Annotated in this window: 16 protein-coding genes, 1 tRNA gene and 2 pseudogenes; 13 read left to right on the plus strand and 6 right to left on the minus strand. The window is 47.1% G+C overall.

Translation table 11 applies throughout. From position 1 onward, the window contains the following. Nucleotides 1-159 precede the first annotated feature (159 nt). The 4 genes and pseudogenes from KAJ71_RS00230 (at nt 160) to KAJ71_RS00245 (ending at nt 2,998) form a co-directional block, all read left to right on the plus strand. Nucleotides 160-244: transfer RNA gene (locus tag KAJ71_RS00230), tRNA-Leu, on the plus strand. A 162-nt stretch (nt 245-406) separates the two neighbouring features. Further along, nucleotides 407-751, plus strand: a pseudogene (locus KAJ71_RS00235) (phage integrase central domain-containing protein); the annotation flags it as partial. A 128-nt stretch (nt 752-879) separates the two neighbouring features. Next, nucleotides 880-2,208 (plus strand): DNA cytosine methyltransferase, encoded by a 1,329-nt coding sequence (locus tag KAJ71_RS00240; protein ID WP_248943836.1) that lies wholly within the window; start codon nt 880-882, stop codon nt 2,206-2,208. Further along, nucleotides 2,201-2,998 carry a hypothetical protein gene (locus KAJ71_RS00245; protein ID WP_248943837.1) on the plus strand — a complete coding sequence of 266 codons (798 nt, stop codon included), beginning with the start codon at nt 2,201-2,203 and terminating at the stop codon, nt 2,996-2,998. The genes KAJ71_RS00240 and KAJ71_RS00245 overlap by 8 nt, the downstream gene beginning before the upstream one ends. Nucleotides 2,999-3,002: 4 nt before the next feature. Here the strand turns inward: KAJ71_RS00245 and KAJ71_RS00250 are convergent, their stop codons facing one another. Together KAJ71_RS00250 and KAJ71_RS00255 are read right to left on the minus strand one after the other, a co-directional pair. After that, complete coding sequence (locus tag KAJ71_RS00250) at nt 3,003-3,299, minus strand: hypothetical protein (protein WP_248943839.1); 297 nt, start codon at nt 3,297-3,299, stop codon at nt 3,003-3,005. A 56-nt stretch (nt 3,300-3,355) separates the two neighbouring features. After that, nucleotides 3,356-3,763, minus strand: a pseudogene (locus tag KAJ71_RS00255) (helix-turn-helix domain-containing protein); the annotation flags it as partial. A gap of 141 nt (nt 3,764-3,904) precedes the next feature. On the opposite strand from KAJ71_RS00255, the gene KAJ71_RS00260 reads away from it, so the two are divergent. Next, entirely contained in the window at nt 3,905-4,540 is a 636-nt protein-coding gene (locus tag KAJ71_RS00260; RefSeq protein WP_024530881.1) for a carbonic anhydrase, read from the plus strand. Between the two features lie 102 nt (nt 4,541-4,642). After that, nucleotides 4,643-5,359 (plus strand): LuxR family transcriptional regulator, encoded by a 717-nt coding sequence (locus tag KAJ71_RS00265; RefSeq protein WP_248943842.1) that lies wholly within the window; start codon nt 4,643-4,645, stop codon nt 5,357-5,359. On the opposite strand, the gene KAJ71_RS00270 is transcribed toward KAJ71_RS00265, so the two are convergent. After that, nucleotides 5,360-6,004: an acyl-homoserine-lactone synthase gene (locus tag KAJ71_RS00270; RefSeq protein ID WP_248943843.1), complete on the minus strand. Its 645-nt coding sequence runs from the start codon at nt 6,002-6,004 to the stop codon at nt 5,360-5,362. A 352-nt stretch (nt 6,005-6,356) separates the two neighbouring features. Here KAJ71_RS00270 and KAJ71_RS00275 point away from each other — a divergent pair, with 352 nt between their 5' ends. The 3 genes from KAJ71_RS00275 (at nt 6,357) to KAJ71_RS00285 (ending at nt 10,083) form a co-directional block, all read left to right on the plus strand. Next, the gene (locus tag KAJ71_RS00275) at nt 6,357-7,688 is read left to right on the plus strand and encodes a vWA domain-containing protein (protein ID WP_248943844.1); all 1,332 of its coding nucleotides are present in this window, start codon (nt 6,357-6,359) and stop codon (nt 7,686-7,688) included. 11 nt (nt 7,689-7,699) lie between these two features. Continuing rightward, complete coding sequence (locus KAJ71_RS00280) at nt 7,700-9,217, plus strand: sensor histidine kinase (protein WP_248943846.1); 1,518 nt, start codon at nt 7,700-7,702, stop codon at nt 9,215-9,217. A gap of 182 nt (nt 9,218-9,399) precedes the next feature. Continuing rightward, nucleotides 9,400-10,083 carry a response regulator transcription factor gene (locus KAJ71_RS00285; RefSeq protein WP_248943847.1) on the plus strand — a complete coding sequence of 228 codons (684 nt, stop codon included), beginning with the start codon at nt 9,400-9,402 and terminating at the stop codon, nt 10,081-10,083. Between the two features lie 90 nt (nt 10,084-10,173). On the opposite strand, the gene KAJ71_RS00290 is transcribed toward KAJ71_RS00285, so the two are convergent. Further along, a complete protein-coding gene (locus tag KAJ71_RS00290; RefSeq protein WP_248943848.1) occupies nt 10,174-11,346 on the minus strand; it encodes a hypothetical protein in 1,173 nt (390 codons plus the stop codon). A gap of 349 nt (nt 11,347-11,695) precedes the next feature. On the opposite strand from KAJ71_RS00290, the gene KAJ71_RS00295 reads away from it, so the two are divergent. Genes KAJ71_RS00295 through KAJ71_RS00305 form a run of 3 tightly spaced genes read left to right on the plus strand, consistent with a single transcriptional unit; the run spans nt 11,696 to nt 18,674 of the window. After that, nucleotides 11,696-14,059: a type I restriction-modification system subunit M gene (locus tag KAJ71_RS00295; protein WP_248943849.1), complete on the plus strand. Its 2,364-nt coding sequence runs from the start codon at nt 11,696-11,698 to the stop codon at nt 14,057-14,059. Further along, nucleotides 14,059-15,429, plus strand: coding sequence for a restriction endonuclease subunit S (locus KAJ71_RS00300; protein WP_248943851.1), 1,371 nt, complete (start codon nt 14,059-14,061; stop codon nt 15,427-15,429). The genes KAJ71_RS00295 and KAJ71_RS00300 overlap by 1 nt, the downstream gene beginning before the upstream one ends. After that, nucleotides 15,426-18,674 (plus strand): type I restriction endonuclease subunit R, encoded by a 3,249-nt coding sequence (locus tag KAJ71_RS00305; RefSeq protein ID WP_248943853.1) that lies wholly within the window; start codon nt 15,426-15,428, stop codon nt 18,672-18,674. The genes KAJ71_RS00300 and KAJ71_RS00305 overlap by 4 nt, the downstream gene beginning before the upstream one ends. A 55-nt stretch (nt 18,675-18,729) precedes the next feature. Here the strand turns inward: KAJ71_RS00305 and KAJ71_RS00310 are convergent, their stop codons facing one another. Continuing rightward, complete coding sequence (locus KAJ71_RS00310; protein ID WP_248943854.1) at nt 18,730-19,905, minus strand: restriction endonuclease; 1,176 nt, start codon at nt 19,903-19,905, stop codon at nt 18,730-18,732. A gap of 116 nt (nt 19,906-20,021) precedes the next feature. After that, nucleotides 20,022-20,894, minus strand: a complete 873-nt coding sequence (locus tag KAJ71_RS00315; protein WP_248943856.1) for a phosphorothioated DNA-binding restriction endonuclease — start codon at nt 20,892-20,894, stop codon at nt 20,022-20,024. A gap of 308 nt (nt 20,895-21,202) precedes the next feature. On the opposite strand from KAJ71_RS00315, the gene KAJ71_RS00320 reads away from it, so the two are divergent. Beyond that, nucleotides 21,203-21,637 carry a DcrB-related protein gene (locus KAJ71_RS00320; protein WP_248943857.1) on the plus strand — a complete coding sequence of 145 codons (435 nt, stop codon included), beginning with the start codon at nt 21,203-21,205 and terminating at the stop codon, nt 21,635-21,637. Nucleotides 21,638-21,653 lie beyond the last annotated feature (16 nt).

Raw genomic sequence — 21,653 nt, forward strand, 5'->3', positions numbered from 1 at the left:
CGCTGATGGAGCAAGTTCAGGGCAATAAATGAGCAGGATAAGCCGAGAAAATCGACGAGTGACGTTTTTTTCAACATTCAACTCGTTGAATGCTTGATAAGTGTTGCGCGAGGCAAGTGGGAAGGTATAATGCCCACGTTTTCCGCATACTACTTCAGTGCCGAAGTGGCGAAATCGGTAGACGCAGTTGATTCAAAATCAACCGTAGAGATACGTGCCGGTTCGAGTCCGGCCTTCGGCACCATTAGTATGTTCGAGAACGTCCGTAACAGTCCGTAAGTTACTAAAATTAAAGCCGAAAGGCTTTTTTTTTGGTCTGAATACGTCCGAGTACATCCGTTGCAATCAGGAAACCACTGGGAGCATAATCGGGGGCATTCAACTTCGATTAGAAATGTGCCCCTAAATGAAGCTCAACGCCAGACAGGTCGAGACCGCAAAGCCCAAAGACAAAACCTACAAAATGGTCGATAGTGGCGGTTTGTATCTTGAGCTTTATATCTTCCCGTATATCGGCTCGTCAGATATCCGCCAGTTCAAAACCAGCCACCTGTTAGCTCCGATTAAAAAGGTTGATGCTAGCGGTAAGCATGATGTAGCGCAGCGCCTTCAACAGCGAGTTACGGCCATTATGCGCTATGCTGTCCAGAACGATTACATTGACTCAAACTCGGCCAGTGATATGGCTGGGGGTGCTATCGACGACCAAAGCGCGGCGTTACCCTCTAGCCGCTTCCCTGAGTTTTTCGCTTGATGGTTCAGTGGTGGGCTAACTACCTGAGTGCAAATCAACACAAGCATGTCACTCCTTATGATTTTGCTAAAGAGATTATTGAGGTGTTGAAACATACAGCTAAAAAGTGACATGAAACTGTGTTTATGTACATGTATGTTTATGGTACAGTAGTTAAATTAAGTAATTTTTTTATCAATTTCATTGAATTTATTGAGGTTTATATGGTTAGGCCAATAGGTATCGATCTTTTTTCTGGTGCGGGTGGAATGTCCTTAGGTTTCGAAAAGGCAGGCTTCGATATTGCAGCATCTGTTGAAATAGATCCGATCCATTGTGCTACACATAGATATAATTTCCCTCTCTGTACTACTATTTGTTCCAGTGTCGAAAACTTATCGGGTAATGATATTAGAAAGCTAGCCAGCTTAGAAGGAAAAGAAATAGACGTTGTATTTGGTGGTGCGCCTTGCCAAGGTTTTTCATTAATTGGAAAAAGGGCTTTAGATGACCCTAGAAACCAGTTGGTCTCTCATTTTGTTAGGTTGGTCAATGAGTTATCCCCTAAATACTGTGTCTTTGAAAATGTTAAAGGATTAACTATTGGTAAACATGCAAAATTCCTTAGTGAAATTATCGAGTCATTAAATGAGGCCGGTTATAAGGTTCTTACACCTTACAAAGTTTTGAATGCTTCTAAATTTGGAGTTCCCCAGAGTAGAGAAAGATTATTTTTAATTGCCGCTAAGCGGGGACAAGAGTTACCCTCTTATCCACAATCTGTAGAGCATTCTGTAACAGTAGGAGAAGCAATATCGGATCTCCCTGACGCTGATACATTTCCTGAGCTTAAAAAACAAGACTTTGTTCAAACTAACTGGACTACAAAATCTAAATATGCTCGGATCCTTCGTGGTCTTGAGAAAGATAAAAATGATTATGGATACGAGCGTGATTTTAATAAGAGTTTATTAAGTTCAAGTTTAAGAACAGAACATACGCAGTTATCTCAAGATAGATTTATTGCGACCCCAAATGGTGAAACTGAGCCTGTGAGTAGGTTTAGAAAACTTGATTTGAATGGTCTGTGTAATACTTTACGGGCAGGTACTGATAGTGCCCGTGGTGCATTTACCTCACCCCGTCCTATTCATCCTACATTGCCACGAGTTATTACTGTGCGTGAAGCTGCCCGTTTACACTCTTATCCGGATTGGTTTAGGTTTCATAGCACAAAATGGCATGGGTTTAGGCAATTAGGTAATAGTGTTCCTCCATATTTGGCTAGAGCTGTTGCTTCAGTGATTATTGATAAGCTGAATATAACGCCTACAAAACCAGAGAATGTTGTAAAGCTTGTGGATGACTGGCTATTAACGGTTGATATGAAAACTGCTGCAAAACTCTTCGAAGTTCCAGCCGATACCATAGCCCAAAGAACTCGGAAAGAAAAAAAGGAAACTATCAATGAGTAAGAGTAATAATTATCTCGCCATCATTGAGAAAATATTTTTCTCCCATTATCAAGAAGGGATGCGAGAATTTGAATTTAATAGAACAGAAATCGGGGTGATGGCTACCGAATTGGGGGTTGATATCCCCAAAAATTTGGGTGATGTTATTTATTCAGTAAGATACAGGATTGATCTTCCTGAAAAAATTGTCAACACGGCTGAGGCTGGTTACGAATGGATAATTAGTGGGGTTAAAAGAGCAGGTTATAAATTCCATCAAGTCAAGATGAACAGGGTCGTGCCAAGAGATGATCTGGTGACGATAAAAATACCAGATGCGACACCTGAGATAATCGAGCGTTATGCTTTAAGCGATGAGCAAGCGTTGTTGGCTAAAGTTCGTTACAACAGGCTTATTGATACATTTCTTGGCATTACTGCATCCTCTCTCCAAAATCATCTAAGGACCACTGTCAAGGGGGTTGGTCAAATAGAAATAGATGAGATATATGTTGCGGTAGATAAATATGGGAGGCAATTCGTTATACCAGTGCAAGCTAAAGGTGGTAACGATAAGCATGCTGTAGTTCAGACTAAACAGGATATTTTATGCTGTGCTGAGAAATTTCCTCAATTAATTTGCAAAGCTGTTTCTGCTCAGTTTATGGCAGATAATAAAATCGCAATGTTTGAGTTAGTTGTACAAGATGATGAAGTTAAGATTGTTGATGAAAAACATTACTTACTTGTTTCTGCATCAAATATAACTGATGGTGATATTATCCAATATAGTCAGTTAGCAAAACCATAGCCTTTTAGCCGAGGCGCACAATGCTACCCCCATCACGCCTGCCCATTCGGCCCCAGTGATCGGGACTGGAGTCGCCAAATATGCTGAATTTATCCCGTGGATGAGTGGGGTGTTGGGCTCCTTCGAATAAATGGATTTCTGGATCAAGTTGCAAACGATTGAGGTCGGGATCGGTCAGTGCTAGAGGATCATACTGAAATTCAAATAACTCTCGCGTACGAGTTTGTCGGCTATGCAGGAAGCCAATTCGCTTTGGCCCGCGCATTCCATCCCAGTCTGCATATACCCCGATCATTGCCATCGTTAACTTCCTTTGATTGACTTCTTCAATGGTTTTAACAGGGCAGCCCGATCAGCCTACGTTGTGCCTGTCACTTTGTGGGCCGTATTGTTTGTTACGGGGCCAGCTTTCGTTGTTGTAGCTGCCTGCTTATCTGATCCTTCGTACCTGTAGGCAACCTCAGAGCGCGGCTTTTTGTCTACCGGTGCTTTACTCGGTTTTGCCTGGGAAGTGAATACGATATTGCTCTTTATCAGCCGAGAATCCTGAAGTTGGCGGCCTAGTTGATCTTCGGTTGCCAACTGATTCAGATCGCTTTCAAGCCCTAACACCTGCATGACAGACAGATATGCGCCTATAGTAACTCCTGCTCCCCCTGCTTCAAGTGAGCGCAGCGTCGTCATTGGCGACATACCTGCCCGTTCTGCCACCTGTTTGGCCGTCAGTTTGCGCCGAAGACCCGCAAGCTTCAGCCTCTCACCAAAAAGTCTGGCCTAACGAAGCGTTCTTGCCTTAGTAGGCATGTTCCGTGGTTTCTTGAAGCGCTCTTTTTTGCCTACGAGGACTGGACTAACAGGGAGTGATGCTTATCATGTGATCGAGACTACAGATCTAGAGAATGTGCTATGCAACATATTATTGAAGGTTTCCTCAGTTTCCAGAAAGAGATTTTCCCTCAGCGTAAGGAACTCTTCCGCAGCCTTGCCTCCAGCCAGAACCCTAAAGCGCTTTTTATTTCGTGTTCTGACAGCCGCCTGGTACCCGAGCTTGTGACTCAGCAAGAGCCGGGGCAGCTTTTTGTTATCCGTAACGCAGGCAACATCGTCCCTTCCTTTGGCCCGGAGCCGGGTGGGGTGTCCGCGACCATCGAATACGCGGTTGTGGCGCTAGGCGTTACTGATATCGTGATTTGCGGCCACTCGAACTGCGGCGCCATGAAGGCTATAGCTTCCTGTCAGTGCCTTGACCCGATGCCTGCTGTTGCCCACTGGCTGCACTATGCGGACGCGGCAAAAGCGGTGGTAGAGAAGAAAACCTGGGATAGCGAAATTGACAAAGTTAACGCTATGGTTGAAGAGAACGTTATAGCCCAGCTAAATAATATTAAGACTCACCCGTCCGTTGCCGTTGGTCTACGTGACAATGCCCTACGCCTGCACGGCTGGGTGTACGATATCGAAAGTGGCGAGATCCGCACGCTGGATAAAAACACGAAGAATTTCGTTTCGTTGGCAGATAACCCCGAGGTCTATTTCGAATAAAATGATGCCTGGCTATGAAAACTCGGTGCTTTCGGCCAGGCGTGCTTATCTGGTATATTTGGCCAGGTGGAATTTATTTGAGTTGTCGGGGGTGAGCGGTTAATGGAAAACGAAGAACATATCAGTAACATTATCAAACAGCACCTCGAAGCGGCATTAAACGATCTCGGGGAACTCATCTGGGCGTATGTGGTGTTATCCAAAAAAGATATGTCCTGTATCTTTGGGGTAACTAACTATCCCGGTGAATGGGTAGAACATTATAAAGCCAATGGTTTACAGTATACCGATCCAGTGGTGATCACAGCGCTGAACCGGCTAACGCCTTTTTCCTGGGATGAAAATCTGATGACGGGCGGAGGGTTTCATTTTTCCGCACTCTTCGAACGGGCCAGGAAGTTTGGTTTGAATAACGGCTATACGTTTGTATTGCATGATTATAATAATAACCTGGTCACGTTATCTTTTATTCTTGCCCCTGAAACCAGAGCGGAAATAACCCAAACGCTGATCCAGAATAAAGGTGATATCTCCGTATTACTGGCGTCAGTACATGAGATTTATCTAACTTTGAATTCGCTGTCAGAAAAAAATGCCTCTCGCTCAGAAAAAAGCGCCCAATTTACCGAACGTGAAAACGAAATCCTCTACTGGGCCAGCGTGGGAAAAACCTACCAGGAAACGGGGATGATCCTGGGGATCACTACGCGTACGGTCAAGTTCCATATGGCCAATATCGTCAAAAAACTGGGGGTAGCAAATGCCCGGCATGCAATACGTCTAGGTGTGGAACTTCAGCTGATTAAACCGGTTAGTTGATTACAGAGAAGGCTCAGCCGCCAGCGGCCAGTCGTTCAGCCTGGCTTCGTCCGCTGTGCTGTGCTTGCTGAATATCCTGGCTTTTAGCTTCCTTTGGCTCTCAGGATCGACATGGCCGAGCAGCAGATAGACCGGCTCATTTTTCTCGGAAACACCGGTTTCCAACACGGTGACATTCCAGCCGGAGGTTCTGATGATATGCATCATCGGATGGCTGGCGACGGCAAGAATGCCATCATAGTGGTGCTGCCGCGCATAGTTAATCAGCGAGAGAAACAAAGCCATAGTGACGGGAAACTTACGGCCTAACAGCGAGTGGGTTCTTTCTTTATCCACGAAGAAACGTGTGGATTCAATGTAATTACCTTCTGGGATGCTGACATTGTTAAAGAATGAGGAGAATGTACTGTTCAACATATTATGGTGTTTCATGTCGATCATCCTGGTTCCGCATATAATCATGCCATTCTCTACGCCAAAAATATAGTTGGTCTTGTCATTATCAAACTGATCGACCTCCTTGCCGTCAGAACAGTCTACTGCCCATTGTAGCCTGTCTTTAAAAGTATTTTTTCTTAACATAAAGAGATCTTCAGATTTCTCATTGCTCATTGAAGAGTAGTTAACGCTGTAGATATTAAACATAATGTCACCTGCGAATGAATATATAGAGATAAGTTCATCCGGTAACATCAGTGAAGTTTCTTTAAGAGCATGCCGGTACACAGGGATGATAATACTTTTTAATAGATTTAAGCTAACCTTATTATAGGAATTAACTGGTTTTTAGCCGGTGTTGGGGAAGGCGTTTTAGGCGACACTCTGGGCTTAAAAGTGATATGTTTCTTACCGCGTGTGAGTCTGAGGGGGTTGCAAGCAATGCGATCGTAGTAACGGCAACTTTTACCCATTTTTTACATCTTTATACAGATAACAGACAACTCGCCGGACGATAGGGGCAAGAATAGATGCGATTCTTTTGACAAGGAGCTTCACCATGGATCTGAAATGTATTTTTGCGTTATTCACCCTGTCTGTGTTGCCATGGAGTGCCAGTGCAGCCCCGGCAGCCCCCAAGGTCGTCGTAAAGTCTGAAGTTGCTTCGCCTGTGGTGTTGGAAAATACCCAAGATAAGAACTACCTGAAAATCTCGTTGGTGGGCTATCCGCTGCCGCAGGAAAAACGCAGCCCGATCAATCTGGCGCTGGTCATCGACCGCTCTACCTCAATGAGTGGCGATCGCATCGAAAACGCCAGAAAGGCGGCGATCGCCGCTGTTAACATGCTCAACGATAATGACACGCTTTCGGTCGTAGCCTACGACTCTGGGGTTGAGGTGGTGATCCCGGCTACCAAGGTTAAAGATAAAAAGCAGCTGATTAATAAAATCAACCAGAGCATTGAACCGCGTGGGATGACGGCGCTGTTTGCCGGGGTGAGCAAGGGCATCGATCAGGTAAGCAAACATCTGGATAAAGAGCAGGTTAACCGCATTGTTTTGCTCTCCGACGGGCAGGCCAACGTTGGGCCAACCTCCAACAGTGAACTGGCCGAGCTGGCCAAACTGGCGGCCAAGCAAGGTATCGCCATTACCACCATCGGCATTGGTGATGGTTACAATGAAGACCTGATGACCACCATTGCCGGCTATAGTGATGGTAATCATGCCTTTGTTGAGCAATCCAGCGATTTGGAAAAGACTTTCGCCCACGAGTTTAACGATGCCATGTCCGTGGTGGCGCAGGACGTGGTGGTGGTGATCAAGACAGCCGATAAGGTCACACCGGTTCGTCTGTTGGGGCGTGATGGCAGCATCAGCGGCAACACGGTCACCGTAAAACTGAACCAGTTATATTCCAATCAGGAAAAATATGTTCTGCTGGAAGTGATCCCGGCCAAGGGCAGCAACGCCCAGAGTAAACCGTTGGCCGATGTGAACGTGCGTTACGCCAACCTGAGTACCAAGCAGGTTGATACCTTTGATGAAAAAGTGGCTGTACGTTATAGCCAATCCGCTAAGGACGTCAGCGCAGCGCAGGTTGATGATGTGTTGGTAGATTCGGCCATTCAGAAGGCAGCGATTGAAAATGAGCGTGCGGTAGAGCTGATGGATGCAGGCAAAATGGAAGAGGCCAAACAGGTATTTAGCGCTAACGCGGCAGCACTGGAAAGTCTACCCGTCAGCGCCGCCCCAGCCAGACAAAAAGCCGAAGCCAGCGCGCAGAAGAACAAAGACCTGATGGGTAAAATGGAGAGCGACAGCAAGGAATCGACCCGTAAGGCAGTGAAAGAGCAGAACTACAACATCAAAACCCAGAAGAACCAGTAGCAGGGAGCCTAATGAGCCAGCGTACTTCCAGAAGTTTGACGGTTTTTATCATCATCACCGTGGCGGTCTTCAGCCTGATCGCCTATCTGGGAGTGCGCACCCTTGAGCACGAAGTGCTGTTACGCCATTACCAATCCCAGACCATGGCGCAGACGCGCGTCATGCAGGCCAGCGACAACGTCATGGATATCCTGCGGCAGAAAGCGACGCGGCTGGACGCGATCACCGACTACATTCAACCAAATGAGCAGGCGCTCAAGGAGCTGGTCGAGAAGGATTACGACATTGATGGCGTGTTTGTCCTGCAGAAAAATCGTTTGCTGTACCCCAATGAAAACGGCCCGCTGAGCCAAAAAGAGCTCGCCTGGGTTCAGGCCATCACGCCGTTGGTGAACGATCCTTCCTTGCTTTACGGCCACAATGTAAAAAGTGAAATGGCGATCCCACAATCTGGTTGGTACATCACCGGTGAGGTGCAGGAGCCGCTGCTGATCTACTGGCGCAATATCGGCAGCGATACCATCGGATTTCGGATCCCTTATATCAAGCTGTTGTCGGACGTGATTAATACGATCAACGTCGATTTTGGCAGCGATACGCTGGTGCTGGTAGAGAACGGACGCCGATTGTACCAAAGCAATCCTTATATCGTGCTGGATAATCAGCAGCCGCTGGCCGAACAGAGCCTGCCTTATCCGCTTACCGGCTGGCAGGTGAGCTATTACGGCAAAGCGGCCAGCACTACGGCGGTCTACCTGTGGGGCGGGGCGTTTATCCTGCTAATGCTGGCCATCATGGGCTTGATCATTTTCCGCCTTTACCGGGAATACACCCAGACGGCACGGCTGGCGCGCCAGCAGGTGGGTTTTGTCAGTCAGGTGTCCCACGAGCTGAAAACGCCGCTGACCAATATCACGCTGTATGCAGAGTTGCTGAAAGAAGAGCTGGATGAACAGCACGATGAAGGACTACGTTACCTGGACGTGATTATCGGTGAGAGCCAGCGCCTATCGCGCCTGATCCAGAACATTTTGAGTTTTACCCGTGAGCCGAAGCTGCACATTCAGCCCATTGACCTCAACCCGCTGCTGGCGAAGATTGCTCAGACTTTTATGCTGTCATACCAGGCTAAGGGAATGGCGATTTCCCTCTCGTTAGGGGAAAACGTGGTGGTGCAGAGTGATATCGATCGCCTGACGCAGATTATCAATAACCTGCTGAGCAACGCAGAGAAGTATGCCACGGCCGGGAAACAGGTCGATGTGCAGGTGGCGTGCAGTGCAGATTATGTCGATATTCACGTGCGGGATTATGGTGCCGGTATCTCTGAGAAAGAGCTCAGGATGGTTTTCCTGCCCTTTTACCGGGTGAAGTCAGGTATTACCGAGGGCGTATCAGGCACCGGCATTGGCCTGACGATTGCCCAGCAGTTGGCGCACAGCCTGGGCGGGGAGATCCTGGTGGCTCCGCAGTCGCCTGGGGTGCGCTTCACCTTGCGGCTGGCACGTAACCTGATTACAGCACCGTAGCCGCTGTTTTTGGATAAGTGCCGCAGAGTGACTTCTATACCTGACAACAACCGCGCTCTAGCTCCCTCTCCTTTTTGGGGAGAGGGTTGGGATGAGGGGAAAACACAGCGCTGAAGCCGATGATATCGCCCGCGTCAGGCGGTAATCGCCACCGCTAATCGCATTAACCACAGGAAGTCGTAATGAAAATACTGGTCGTTGAAGACGATACGAACATTCGCCAGGGATTGGTAGAAGCGCTCTCCCGTGAGGGTTACAGCCTGATCGCCGCAGAGAATGGCAAAGTGGCGCTGGAAATGTATCAGCAGGAAAAACCGGATTTTATCATCCTCGATATCATGATGCCGGAGCTGGATGGCTACGCGGTATGTCGGGAGATCCGCAAACAGGATGAGCAGATCCCGATTATCTTTCTATCCGCCAAGGATGAAGAGATCGACCGGGTGGTCGGGTTGGAGCTGGGAGCAGATGATTACATCAGCAAGCCGTTTGGCATTCACGAGATCCGCGCCAGGATCAAAACTATCGCCAGGCGTTGCCTGCGTAGCAAAACCGCGCAGCCAGATGCCAGCTTTGGCTTTGGTGATTTAACCGTGTACCCCAATGAGTTGTGCGCACTGCGCCAGACGGCGAGGTTGGAGCTTTCACTGCGCGAGGTGAAAATCCTGGAGTGCCTCTATCAGCATAAAAACAAGGTCGTCACGCGCGAAATGCTGTTCGATGCCGCCTGGGGCTATGACTTCCTGCCTAACAGCCGCACGTTGGATCAGCATATCTCTAAGTTGCGCAAGACTATTGAGCTTGATGCGAATAATCCGTTGCTGATCCGCACCGTGCATGGGATGGGGTATCGGTACTTAGGGTGAGGATGGGCCGACATAACGTTCGGCCCAAAAGGGTTACTTCAGGAAGTGGAGCATTTTTAGCATTGAGCTATCGTTGGCGGTTTTAATTTTTTAGTAATAGATGGGGTCTGAGATTGGTGAATCCCAAGTGTAGATATCGTTCTTATTCAGTGGAACACATTGCATTGCAATTGCTTTTAATTGCTTTATTTTTCTATCGTATTCATTGGTGTTGTCAGGCGTTATTTTTAGACTTGCCTTTCGGGGGGCAATAATACGTGCTGGGCAAATTAACTTGATATCGCCTAAAGTGAATATGTTTACTCCAGTGATAAAGAACCGATTGGGTATGTCTTGATAGTATCTGGTGCTCCACAGTGCACTATTAAACATAGTATGAGAATGGGTTTTTTTATCAATATAAAACTCATGTATACGCGAGTCACTGATACCTGATAGATTCATTGTCATGTTTATTATCATGTTTGGTATAGGCCTGATAAATATTGAAAAAATTGCCAGGGTAGTTGGTATGCATATTAATATGATAGTAATGATGCGTAATATTTTTCCATTTTTCTTTTCATTAATATAAATTGTCCCAGGTAAAATGCTTAACATAGTATACATGAGGGCTAATATGATGATTAGGCTAGCCTGTGTAAATTCTTTACTGCCTTCGGCAACCTCAAACTGTTGTAATAAAAAGAATAGTGGAAGCACTTGAGCAATTGCCGGGGTGAGTAAAAAAAACGGCATAAAATATTTCGTAGACCATTTCTTAAGAAAACTGTCTTCTTCATTACTGTCCTGTGAAAGGTATTTTCTTGATTTTAATATTCTATTATTTGTTAGGAAGAAGCTAAAAAACATAGAAGGCAATAGAAATAATGAGATAATGATAAAACTATTTAATTTGATGTAATATAAAATAGAAGTAAGTAAAATTAATAATAAGCATGATATTAAGCAGTTAAACATACCAGTTAAAGCGAAATCATGTTCTATTCCATTGTATTTCTTCAGGTTACGTTCATAATGAGCGTAAGCAATAATTAACATTAATGAGGAAATGAATAGTAATATGCTGAAACCCAATATCGATAATATTGCAAACCCTAATATAATCCCCATAATTGATTTGACATTTACCGCATCATGAAAGATATCTAATCTATCGATATTTGATAGGTAAAGCCAAATCACCGCAACAGTCAATACGGTAATGAAAGCCGATGAGGAAATGATCGATATGATCAATTTTTTATTCAGTATTTTATTCATTACGTGAATTCCTTTTCTTAAAGTTTTATTTAGATATCAGATTGCTGATAAAGGTTATTCATGCTCTTAAAATAGGGGCAGCAATATACTGCGCCCCTTCAGATATTTATGCGACAAATGAGCTGTAATTTCAAACTATTTTTATTTGCATATGTCATCGTTGCAATGCTAATTATTGATTTTTACAGGATATGATAAATCCTCTGCTCGCTAGAGAGGTGAAAAGTGGTGAGCTTGCGAGGGGGAACCCCGTTGAAGGCATTAACTAATCCGCACCGATGTCACAGCAAGCCTTATTGATTCGTGTATAATCTCCCCCAACTTTTTGTACATCTTCTTAGGGTCTTCTATGGCTGACACCAACTTCTCTCAAATTGCTGCCTTCATCTGGTCGGTGGCCGACCTGCTGCGTGGCGACTTCAAACAATCCCAGTATGGCCGTGTGATCCTACCCTTCACGCTGTTGCGCCGCTTGGAGTGTGTGTTAAGTGAGAGCAAAGAAGCGGTGGTGGCCCAGGCTGAAAAAGTCAAAGCCATGAACCTGCCGGAAGAAGCACAGGAAAAGCTCATTCTGCGAGCAACCAATGATCTGGCGTTCTTCAATACCTCATCGATGGATCTCGGCAAGATGGGGCAGAACGGCATCAAGGATAACCTGGAGAGCTACGTTCAGTGCTTCTCAAAGGATGCACGTGAGATCTTTGAGCACTTTAAGTTTTATGAGTTTGTTGGCCAATTGAACGATGCCAACCTGCTGTTCAAGGTAGTAAAGAAGTTTGCCACTACCGATCTTAGCCCTGCCGCCGTGTCTAACCACGAAATGGGCTTGGTGTTTGAAGAACTGATCCGCCGCTTTGCAGAAAGCTCGAATGAGACTGCGGGGGAGCACTTTACCCCACGCGATATTGTGCGTTTGACCACTTCATTGGTGTTTATGAAGGACGATGAAGTGCTTAGCAAAGACGGCATCATTCGTACCATCTACGACCCTACAGCAGGAACCGGTGGTTTTCTTTCCTCAGGCATGGAGTATGTGCATGAGTTGAACCCAAATGCGGTGATGCGTGCTTTCGGCCAAGAGCTAAACCCAGAGTCATACGCCATCTGTAAAGCGGACATGCTGATCAAAGGCCAAGATGTCAGTCGCATCAAGCTGGGAAATACCCTGTCTAACGACCAGCTACCGACTGAGAAGTTTGACTACATGCTGTCTAACCCACCGTTCGGCGTGGATTGGAAAAAGATTGATACTGAGATCAACAACGAGCACAGCGTAAAAGGCTTTGCTGGACGCTTTGGTCCGGGGTTGCCACGCGTCTCCGACGGTTCGCTGCTGTTCTTGCTGCACTTGATCAGTAAGATGCGCGACATTCGCAATGCGGATGGTTCGGTGAATGACGGTGGGCGTATCGGCATTATCCTCAACGGTTCCCCACTATTTACCGGCGGTGCGGGCAGTGGTGAAAGCGAAATCCGCCGCCATATTTTAGAGTCTGATTTGTTGGAAGGCATCGTCGCACTGCCGACCGATATGTTCTATAACACCGGCATTGCTACCTACGTGTGGATTTTGTCCAACAATAAAACCGCCGATCGTAAAGGTAAAGTGCAACTGATTGATGGCACCAACCTGTGTGGCAAAATGCGTAAATCGCTAGGCTCGAAGCGCAATATCATGGGTGAAGAGGACATTAAGCTTATCACCCAAACCTTCGGTGCCTTCAAGGTTGTGGCTCCGACACCGTTGGATGAACTGGGCCTGGATAAAGCCCCAGAGCAGAAATCGAACCGTGGTCGCCAGTCCGCGACCAGCAAAACTGAAGCGCCGAAAACCTTCGCCAGCAAGATCTTTAACAGCACCGATTTTGGCTATCGCCGCCTGACCATCGAACGTCCGCTACGTTTGTCTGCGCAAATCACCGATGAGGCCATTGCCTCGCTACGTTTTGCAACCAAGCCGTTTGCTGCACCGATGGAACGCTTGTATGAAGAGTTTGGTTCGCAGTGGGATAACGCTAATTACGCTGACTTTAGCGCGATTGAAGTCGAGGCGCGTGCGGTTATCAAAGCCGAATTCCCCGATCTGAAAGAGAAGCAAATCAAGGATCTGTTGGATAAGAAACTGTGGCTGACCCAACGCGCATTGATGGCAAATGCTCAGCAAATCCAAACCGCTTTTGGCAGCAAAGCCGGTGGTAAGAACCTGGTAAGTAACGACTTTAACCAGTTTGATCTTATCCTGAAAGGCGCACTGAAAACTGCCGACGTGAAGCTGGATACCAAAGAGAAAAAACAGTTTATCGACGCCATTACCACTAAAAACCCAGACGCCGAACCTGTGGTGAAGAAAGTGCTGAAAGAGGCTGCGCAACCGCTGTATGGAGCGTTTGAATATAAGGACAAGGTGGTGGAGTTTGAGCAAGACGCCGATCTGCGTGATAACGAGAACGTGCCGCTAGACCCTAGCGAAGCGACCAGTATGTTGATTGAAAGCTACTTTGAGCGTGAGGTAAGGCCGCACGTTGCCGATGCATGGATCAATGCCGACAAGCGCGATGCCAAAGACGGTGAAATTGGCGTGGTAGGCTATGAAATTCCGTTTAACCGCCATTTCTATGTCTACCAGCCGCCACGTGACCTCAAAGAGATCGATGCGGATCTGGATGCGGTCAGCGCCGAGATTATGAAGCTGCTGCAAGAGGTGCATTCATAATGAGCAAGTATCAAAGCTATCCAGAGTATAAGGATTCTGGAGTTGAGTGGTTGGGTATGATACCAAAGGCTTGGGTCACGATAGCTATTTCTCGTTTATTCACTCGAGTTAAACGAACTGGTTATAGCGAAAAAGAATTATTGTCTGTATATCGCGATTATGGTGTAGTACCTAAAAACAGTCGTGATGATAACAACAATAAACCCTCGGACGATTTATCACCTTATCAACTGGTTCAGCCTAATGATCTAGTGCTTAATAAAATGAAAGCATGGCAGGGTTCTATTGCAGTTTCTGAATATGAAGGGATTGTTAGCCCAGCATACTTTGTGTATGAGCCAAGTGCTAATTTATTTGAACTTGCTTACCCTAAGTATATTCATTACTTAGTAAGAAACATTATCTACATTACCCAATATCTTAGTCGTTCGAAAGGAATTAGAGTCAATCAATGGGATTTAGATCCTGATGAATTCAGAAACATTGAATTACTTCTTCCAAGCAAAAAAGAACAATTGAATATTTTTGCATTTCTTGACTATGAAACGGCAAAAATAGACGATCTCATTGAGAAACAGCAGCAACTGATTGAACTGCTAAAGGAAAAACGTCATGCAGTGATTAGCCATGCTGTCACCAAAGGGCTAAGTTCTGATGTGCCAATGAAAGATTCCGGTATTGAGTGGCTGGGTGAAGTACCGGATTATTGGGATGTTTGCTTATTTAAATACAAATGTAAAGAGGTTACTGATGGCGCACATATTTCGCCAGAAACTGATGGAGGAGAACACTACTTCGTTTCAATAAAAGATATAAAAAATGGTATGATTGAATTCGAAAATGCTCTTTTGACTTCAGAAAAAAGCTATGATTATCTGGTGAAAGCAGGCTGTATGCCATTGGAAGGGGATATTCTTTTTAGTAAGGATGGGACGATTGGACAAACGGCAATAACCCCGTCAAGTATCGAGTTTGTGGTGGCGTCATCACTCATAATTATTCGTCCTGATAGAATGATGGTTACTCCTGAATTCTTGGATTTTCTGTTGCAAAGCTCACTTGTCAAAGAGCAAGTGGAAAGTTTTGTTAAAGGGGCCGCACTGAGGCGCTTATCCATTATAAATCTTTTGAAAGTGTTCGGTGTATTTCCACCATTAAAAGAACAATATATTATTTCAGATTACATAAATAAACAGTTAACAAAATTTAACGAGCTAGTAAATCAGGCTATTTTACAGGTTAAACTGCTCCAAGAACGCCGCACCGCTCTAATCTCCGCCGCCGTAACCGGTAAAATCGACGTGCGCAACTGGATGGCCCCTACCCACGACGTAGTAACCCATCAGGAGCCACAGGAGGCGACGGCATGAGCACAGACACTACCAAGGAGCTGATCTTTCAAAATGAAATGATCGAGCAGATGGTGAAAAATGGTTGGATTGTCGGTAAATCAGACGGCTACGATCGTGAACGTGCTGTGTATACGCCGGATGTGCTGGCCTTTGTGCAAGTCAGCCAACCAAAGGAATGGGCGAAGTTCGCCAAGGTTTACCCAAATGACACCGAGCGTTATTTTCTGGATGCGTTGGTAGCCCAGCTTAAAAAAGCCGATGTGAATGCCACCGATACCCTGTCCCGCACCTATGGCACCTTGGGCGTATTGCGCCACGGGTTAAAAATCCGCAATGCGCGTTTCTCTCTGTGCCAATTTAAACCCGAACATGAGCTAAACCCGGAAACGCTGGCGCGTTATCAGCAGAACATCTGCCGCATTGTACCGGAGTTGGTTTACAGCCCCTATGCCAATGCGGAGCACTTTGCCGCAACCGGCAGCAAAGCCAAGAGCTGGCGCATTGACCTGGTGCTGTTCGTCAACGGCTTGCCGGTCGCTACGCTGGAGCTGAAATCCGAATTTAAGCAGGCGGTACAAAACGCCATCAAGCAGTATAAAAGAACCCGTCTACCGAAAGACCCAATCACCAAAAAGTCGGAGCCGTTGCTCAGCTTTAAACGCGGTGCGCTGGTGCACTTTGCCGTTAGCCAATATGAAGTGTTTATGGCCACTAAACTGGCAGGGGACGAAACCTTCTTCCTGCCGTTTAACAAAGGCACCAAAGAAGGCGGGGCGGGTAACGACATTCCCGACGATCAAAACCGTTATGCCACCGATTATCTGTGGAATGAGGTGTTACTGCCCAGCAACCTGTTGAATATTTTAGGCAGCTACGTTCATCTGCAAATCGAAGAAAAAGAAGACTGGAACGGGCTGAAAACCAAGAAAGAAACGCTGATCTTCCCGCGTTATCATCAATGGGACGTGGTGCGTAAACTGATTGGTGCCGCAGTTGAAGAGGGCACTGGCAATAAATACCTGATCCAACACAGCGCTGGCTCCGGTAAATCCAATTCGATTGCCTGGACTGCCCACCAACTCTCTACGCTGTATGATGCCAACGGCGAAAAGCAGTTCCATTCGGTGATTGTCGTTACCGACCGCACCGTACTCGACGATCAGCTGCAAGACACTATCTATCAGTTTGAACATGCCGACGGCGTGGTGGGGCGTATCAATAATAAAGAAGGCGACGGCTCAAAATCAGAAAAACTCGCCGCTGCGCTAGAGAACTCGCAACCGATTATCATCGTCACCATCCAGACCTTCCCGTTTGTGCTAAAAGCGATTGAAAACAGTGTCAGCCTGAAACTGCGAAAATACGCGGTGATCGCCGATGAAGCTCACTCTTCCCAAAGCGGTTCTACTGCCCGTCAGTTAAAAGAAGTGCTGATGTTGGAAGAGACAGACGACGACACGGTGCTGACTTCCGAAGATGCCATCAATGCCACCATGGCAGCCCGGCGAGGAAGCAGTAATCTGAACTACTACGCGTTTACCGCCACGCCAAAACCAAAAACCTTGGAGCTGTTTGGCCGTTTACCTAAGCCTGATGAACCGGCATCAAAGACCAATAAGCCTGAGGCCTTTCATGTGTACTCCATGCGTCAGGCGATCGAAGAAGGCTTTATTCTGGATGTGCTGAAGAATTACACCACTTATCAGGTGGCCTATAAGCTGGTGCAAAAGATGGAGGCTGCCGACAAAGAAGTCGATAGCTCCAAAGCCAAAATCAAGCTGAGCCAGTGGGTGCGTCTGCACGATTACAACATTTCACAGAAGGTGAAGGTGATTGTGGAGCACTACAAGAACCACGTCGTTCACCTGCTTGGTGGGCAGGCCAAGGCGATGGTGGTGACCAGTTCGCGTAAAGAGGCCGTGCGTTACAAGCTGGCTTTCGACAAATACATCATTGAGAATAACTATCAGCATATCAATGCCATGGTTGCGTTTTCCGGCGAGGTGGAGTTTAACGAGGGCGATCCAGACAGCTTGGCGCTGCTGAACCACAAGTTCACCGAAATTAATATGAACCCGGGGTTAAAAGGCCGCGATATGCGCAAAGCCTTCGACAGCGATGATTATCAGGTGATGCTGGTTGCCAACAAATTCCAAACCGGTTTTGATCAGCCGAAACTGTGCGCCATGTATGTGGATAAACCCTTAGGTGGGGTTGAATGTGTGCAGACGCTTTCACGTTTGAACCGTGTTTATCCCGGTAAGGTGGAATGTGGCACTTTCATCCTCGATTTTTATAACCAGCCTGATGACATCCTGCAAGCCTTCCAGCCGTATTATCAGACCGCCGAACTGATGGACGTGACCGATCCTGATCTGGTGTTCGACCTGTTCGAAAAACTCCGGTCCAGTGGCATTTTCACCTGGAGCGAAGTTGAGCAGTTTTGCACCGCTTTCTTTACCAAAAACAAGTCTAACGCCGCTATCAGCAACATCTGCAAACCGGCAAAAGAGCGCTGGGAAAAGCGCTATCTTTCTGCCATTGAAGCCTATATTCAGGCAAAAGAAATCTTTGAACGCACCAAGAAAACGCAGGATGCGGTGTTAATCGCCAATGCTGAGAATACGTTTAAAGAGTGCAAAAAAGAGAAAGATCGCTTAGAAATCTTCAAAAAAGACTTGGGTAGCTTTGTTCGGTTCTACGAGTTTATGTCGCAGATCGTCGAGTATGAAGATCGGGACCTGGAGAAACTTAGCCTGTATGCCCGCCATCTCAGGCCGCTGTTGCAAGAAAAGAACGTGCAGGAAGACGACGTGGATTTAGATAATGTCGTGATGAGCCACTATCGGTTATCGAGAATTCGGGAACAGCATATCAAGCTGCAAGAGGACGCGGCGGATTATCAACTTGAACCGGGTAATGACGTGGGTACGGCTAAGCCGAAAGATAAGAAAGAGGCTTTCCTATCGCATATTTTAGAGCGTTTGAATGAGCTGTTTATTACGGACAACCTTACCGATAAAGACATGGTTAACTATGCGTTTGCGGTACGTGACAAGCTCTCTGAAAACCAAACCGTCATGACGCAGATTGCCAACAATACCCGCGAACAGGCAATGCTGGGTGACTTCCCGAAAGCGATTGATGATGCGGTCATGGACAGTAACGAAGCTCAGCATGAAATGATGATGCAGTATCTGTCTAACCCGGAACTTGCCAAAGGGTTTGCTCGCGTGGTGTTTGATATGCTGAAAGGTGGCTGAGGCAAGTCAGGTAATGACTGGCAGCTTAGGTATAAAACCCGAGCTGCCCAAACCATCAAACAACAGCGTCACTATCCATATCTAACTCATCAAACAACTGTAGGTCGACATCAAGTAGTTCGACAGCATGGCTTCTACGGATCCCGACGTTATTTTCAATCAGTAACTCCAATAGTCGGTCACCGTCAATTAATGTGATTGGCGCGGCTCCTGGGTAAAGCGCAGCTTCTGCACATTTGGCAGCAAACTTGCCCGTGGTGATCAGCGTCCCCCGGATTGCCTTATGATAGGGGAGAGCACCACGTAATTGGTCGATGAGTGGGCGGTGGACGCTATTTTGCATCCGCTTAACTTGAACGACCTCTGTCACTGTGGTTATACCAACCTGGACCTTACCAACGACATCAACTCCTTTGTCCCCTGAAGCTTTAGTGACCTCTACCTGCTCATATCCCATGGCTTCCAGCAACTGACCGACAAGTTGCTCAAATTTATAGGGATTCATGGTGCAAATATGTTCGCGTAACGACTCTTTTTGCTTCAGATTATAACGCTTAATGGCCCCTAACAGCTCCTTCCTCGGATCTTCTTCACGAAGCGGAAGTGCTTTGCTCAGCCAGGAACGACCTGAGTCGGTGATCTGATAGCTCATACCCTCTCTGGAAACCAGGCCACGATCAACAAGGTTGTAGAGGCGAGCATGCAGGGTTGTTTTGATGGAACTCAGCGATGCAAATTTGGAGTGTTGATGCAAGAAGGCTTGCCACTCAGGCAAGAGATCGGCGCGTTTTGATTGTTCTCTGCTAGCGAGAAGCTCCAAGAGCTGAAGAATACCCTCTTCGTCATCTAGCAACCGAATTGTTGATTCATCTGCGGCCAGGAAAAGGTTACCTTTATCCGTTAGATGCCATAGCCCTCCGTCATCGGTTTCCATGAAATCGAAATTGTTGATGAACATATAGCAGCCGTAGCTGTGCCGTGGATTGAGAACATGTTCATCGGTATCCCAAATCCGTTGTGCTATTTCAGCATCCTCACCCTTGAGTCTTTCTTTGATCCAGCTATCAGGTTCTGACCAATCAACGGGGTTCTGTGGGGTGCCAGCTTGTTCATGAACGGCTGTTATCATATTGCGGACGGATTTTAGTTGGAGACCATCCACAGCCTTGAGCATGGCTCTGACCTGAGCATAGGTTGGAAATAGCGGGGTTATCACCTTGTAGTGTTTCACGTTTATCCTTAACTGAATCAAATTGTCTCGGCTAAGCGATTATATCAGCAATGCTAATTTATTTATAAAAATAGCGCCTAGGTGAGTTCGGCGTTGTTTGCTTCTGGGGAGATGCTTCACCCCTTAAACACCTGCCCCCGGTGCCACTCAACAAACCTATCCAAAGGATAATGTTCTGCGCTCTTGGGTAGCCAAATTGCCTTGCCGGCAAAATCCCAGAACAATCGCTCGACCATCTGACTACCGTTCACGCCTGCTGAAACCAGTAGTTTCATGCTGTCATCAAGCCCGATCGCTCCCATATCAAATGCGGAGTGGTGCAATGAGCACAGCGCTAATCCGTTGGCCACGGTACATGGGCCGCCGTGCATCTTCCATTTGATATGGGCTGCTTCTAAACCAACGGGTGTACTGTCGTGACGCAGGTTGTAGCCACACACCGCGCATTGATAGTTATAGGCACGTAAGATCGTTTGCCGGAATGCTGGGTCGCGTGTTTTACGTATTCCATCAAGCTGAAAGTCCAGGCGGTTGGCTATCAGTTCCTGAACGCTGTCGGGGAAATGTTCGCAGAGGATTTGCTGCGCAAGCTTGTCGATTAGGGCGGGTTGGCTGCGTAGCAGCTGGTAGCTTTCTTCGTCGAAGCCACCGCTGACGCCATGTTCAATAATTTCCCGCTTCGGCGGCTCTTTACTGCCTTTCTGCGGGCTGCAAAGCTCTGCATTCTGCAACTCCCAGAACCCGTCGCCGCGTAAACGCCAGAACGGCATGGTGGGGTAATGGTCGCGCCGTTGCGGGCCAAAGCTATTGAGTAATGCCAGCAAGGGAGCGTGGATTTCTTCGCCGTAATTGAACAGCCGCTCATGCCCTTGCTGATATTGGGATAGCACATACAGCAACAGTAATGGCTTATGTGGTGCACGCTGATCGCCTCTGCGCCACAGGGTCAGATGAGAGATGGCGGTTTGCAGTTCTTGGCTGGTTTTCATCAATGCATCCTGGCGGGCGGCGAAAGTAATTGCGATCATGCTCGCAAAAGAGAAGGGATTCAATCGCTTCTAGGCAGGTTCTAGAGAAGGGAGAGTCTTGGGGTTGGAGCGCAGGGAAAGCAACATCGGCTGCCCCAGGCAGGATGCTGCAATGCTACGCCGCTACCATAATCAGCCAGGTTGTTACTTTGCTGTTGCGCTAAAATCTACAGATTTATTAATCTAATTACCCTTTCCATTATCGTTTTTCGCTCTGTATTGTGGTAAATCTACCCACCATTGATAAGGACTTTGCATGGAGCGCAAGGATGACCCCGATTTCAGAACCACGCTGTGTTTTCACTGAAGGTAGCATTGCCTTGCCTGCCGGATACCGTGAGCAGACCGTCAATATTCTGATCGCGCCATCCGGGCCATCGCTTAACATCTCCCGTGACCAATTGCGCCCCGACGAAGACTTTGCCGCCTACCTGGCCCGTCAGCGTGAGGTATTGCAAAAAGGCTTGCGCAAGTACCAGGCTCTCGACGAACAGCCCGCCGTATTGGGCGATGGCCTGTTCCACGGCATCACGCTGCTTTCCCGCTATCATCCGCAAAAGGGCCAGACCCTGCACCAACGTCAGGCTGTATTCCCTGTTACGGCTTCTAACGTGTTGATTTTCACGCTGGCGAGCTCCCAGGCCTTGACCGAGCAGGATGAAGCTTGCTTCTCAGCCTGCCTGAGCAGTTACCAACACCCGTAACACCCCGCATTTCGAC

Source organism: Serratia silvae, from assembly GCF_023282985.1.
Classification (GTDB): domain Bacteria; phylum Pseudomonadota; class Gammaproteobacteria; order Enterobacterales; family Enterobacteriaceae; genus Chania; species Chania silvae.

What these genes read in the sequence shown, in the direction of transcription:
- KAJ71_RS00240 (WP_248943836.1), top strand. Translation starts at nt 880, where the DNA reads ATGTACATGTATGTTTATGGTACAGTAGTTAAATTAAGTAATTTTTTT.
- KAJ71_RS00245 (WP_248943837.1), top strand. Translation starts at nt 2,201, where the DNA reads ATGAGTAAGAGTAATAATTATCTCGCCATCATTGAGAAAATATTTTTC.
- KAJ71_RS00250 (WP_248943839.1), bottom strand. Translation starts at nt 3,299, where the DNA reads ATGGCAATGATCGGGGTATATGCAGACTGGGATGGAATGCGCGGGCCA.
- KAJ71_RS00260 (WP_024530881.1), top strand. Translation starts at nt 3,905, where the DNA reads ATGCAACATATTATTGAAGGTTTCCTCAGTTTCCAGAAAGAGATTTTC.
- KAJ71_RS00265 (WP_248943842.1), top strand. Translation starts at nt 4,643, where the DNA reads ATGGAAAACGAAGAACATATCAGTAACATTATCAAACAGCACCTCGAA.
- KAJ71_RS00270 (WP_248943843.1), bottom strand. Translation starts at nt 6,004, where the DNA reads ATGTTTAATATCTACAGCGTTAACTACTCTTCAATGAGCAATGAGAAA.
- KAJ71_RS00275 (WP_248943844.1), top strand. Translation starts at nt 6,357, where the DNA reads ATGGATCTGAAATGTATTTTTGCGTTATTCACCCTGTCTGTGTTGCCA.
- KAJ71_RS00280 (WP_248943846.1), top strand. Translation starts at nt 7,700, where the DNA reads ATGAGCCAGCGTACTTCCAGAAGTTTGACGGTTTTTATCATCATCACC.
- KAJ71_RS00285 (WP_248943847.1), top strand. Translation starts at nt 9,400, where the DNA reads ATGAAAATACTGGTCGTTGAAGACGATACGAACATTCGCCAGGGATTG.
- KAJ71_RS00290 (WP_248943848.1), bottom strand. Translation starts at nt 11,346, where the DNA reads ATGAATAAAATACTGAATAAAAAATTGATCATATCGATCATTTCCTCA.
- KAJ71_RS00295 (WP_248943849.1), top strand. Translation starts at nt 11,696, where the DNA reads ATGGCTGACACCAACTTCTCTCAAATTGCTGCCTTCATCTGGTCGGTG.
- KAJ71_RS00300 (WP_248943851.1), top strand. Translation starts at nt 14,059, where the DNA reads ATGAGCAAGTATCAAAGCTATCCAGAGTATAAGGATTCTGGAGTTGAG.
- KAJ71_RS00305 (WP_248943853.1), top strand. Translation starts at nt 15,426, where the DNA reads ATGAGCACAGACACTACCAAGGAGCTGATCTTTCAAAATGAAATGATC.
- KAJ71_RS00315 (WP_248943856.1), bottom strand. Translation starts at nt 20,894, where the DNA reads ATGAAAACCAGCCAAGAACTGCAAACCGCCATCTCTCATCTGACCCTG.
- KAJ71_RS00320 (WP_248943857.1), top strand. Translation starts at nt 21,203, where the DNA reads ATGACCCCGATTTCAGAACCACGCTGTGTTTTCACTGAAGGTAGCATT.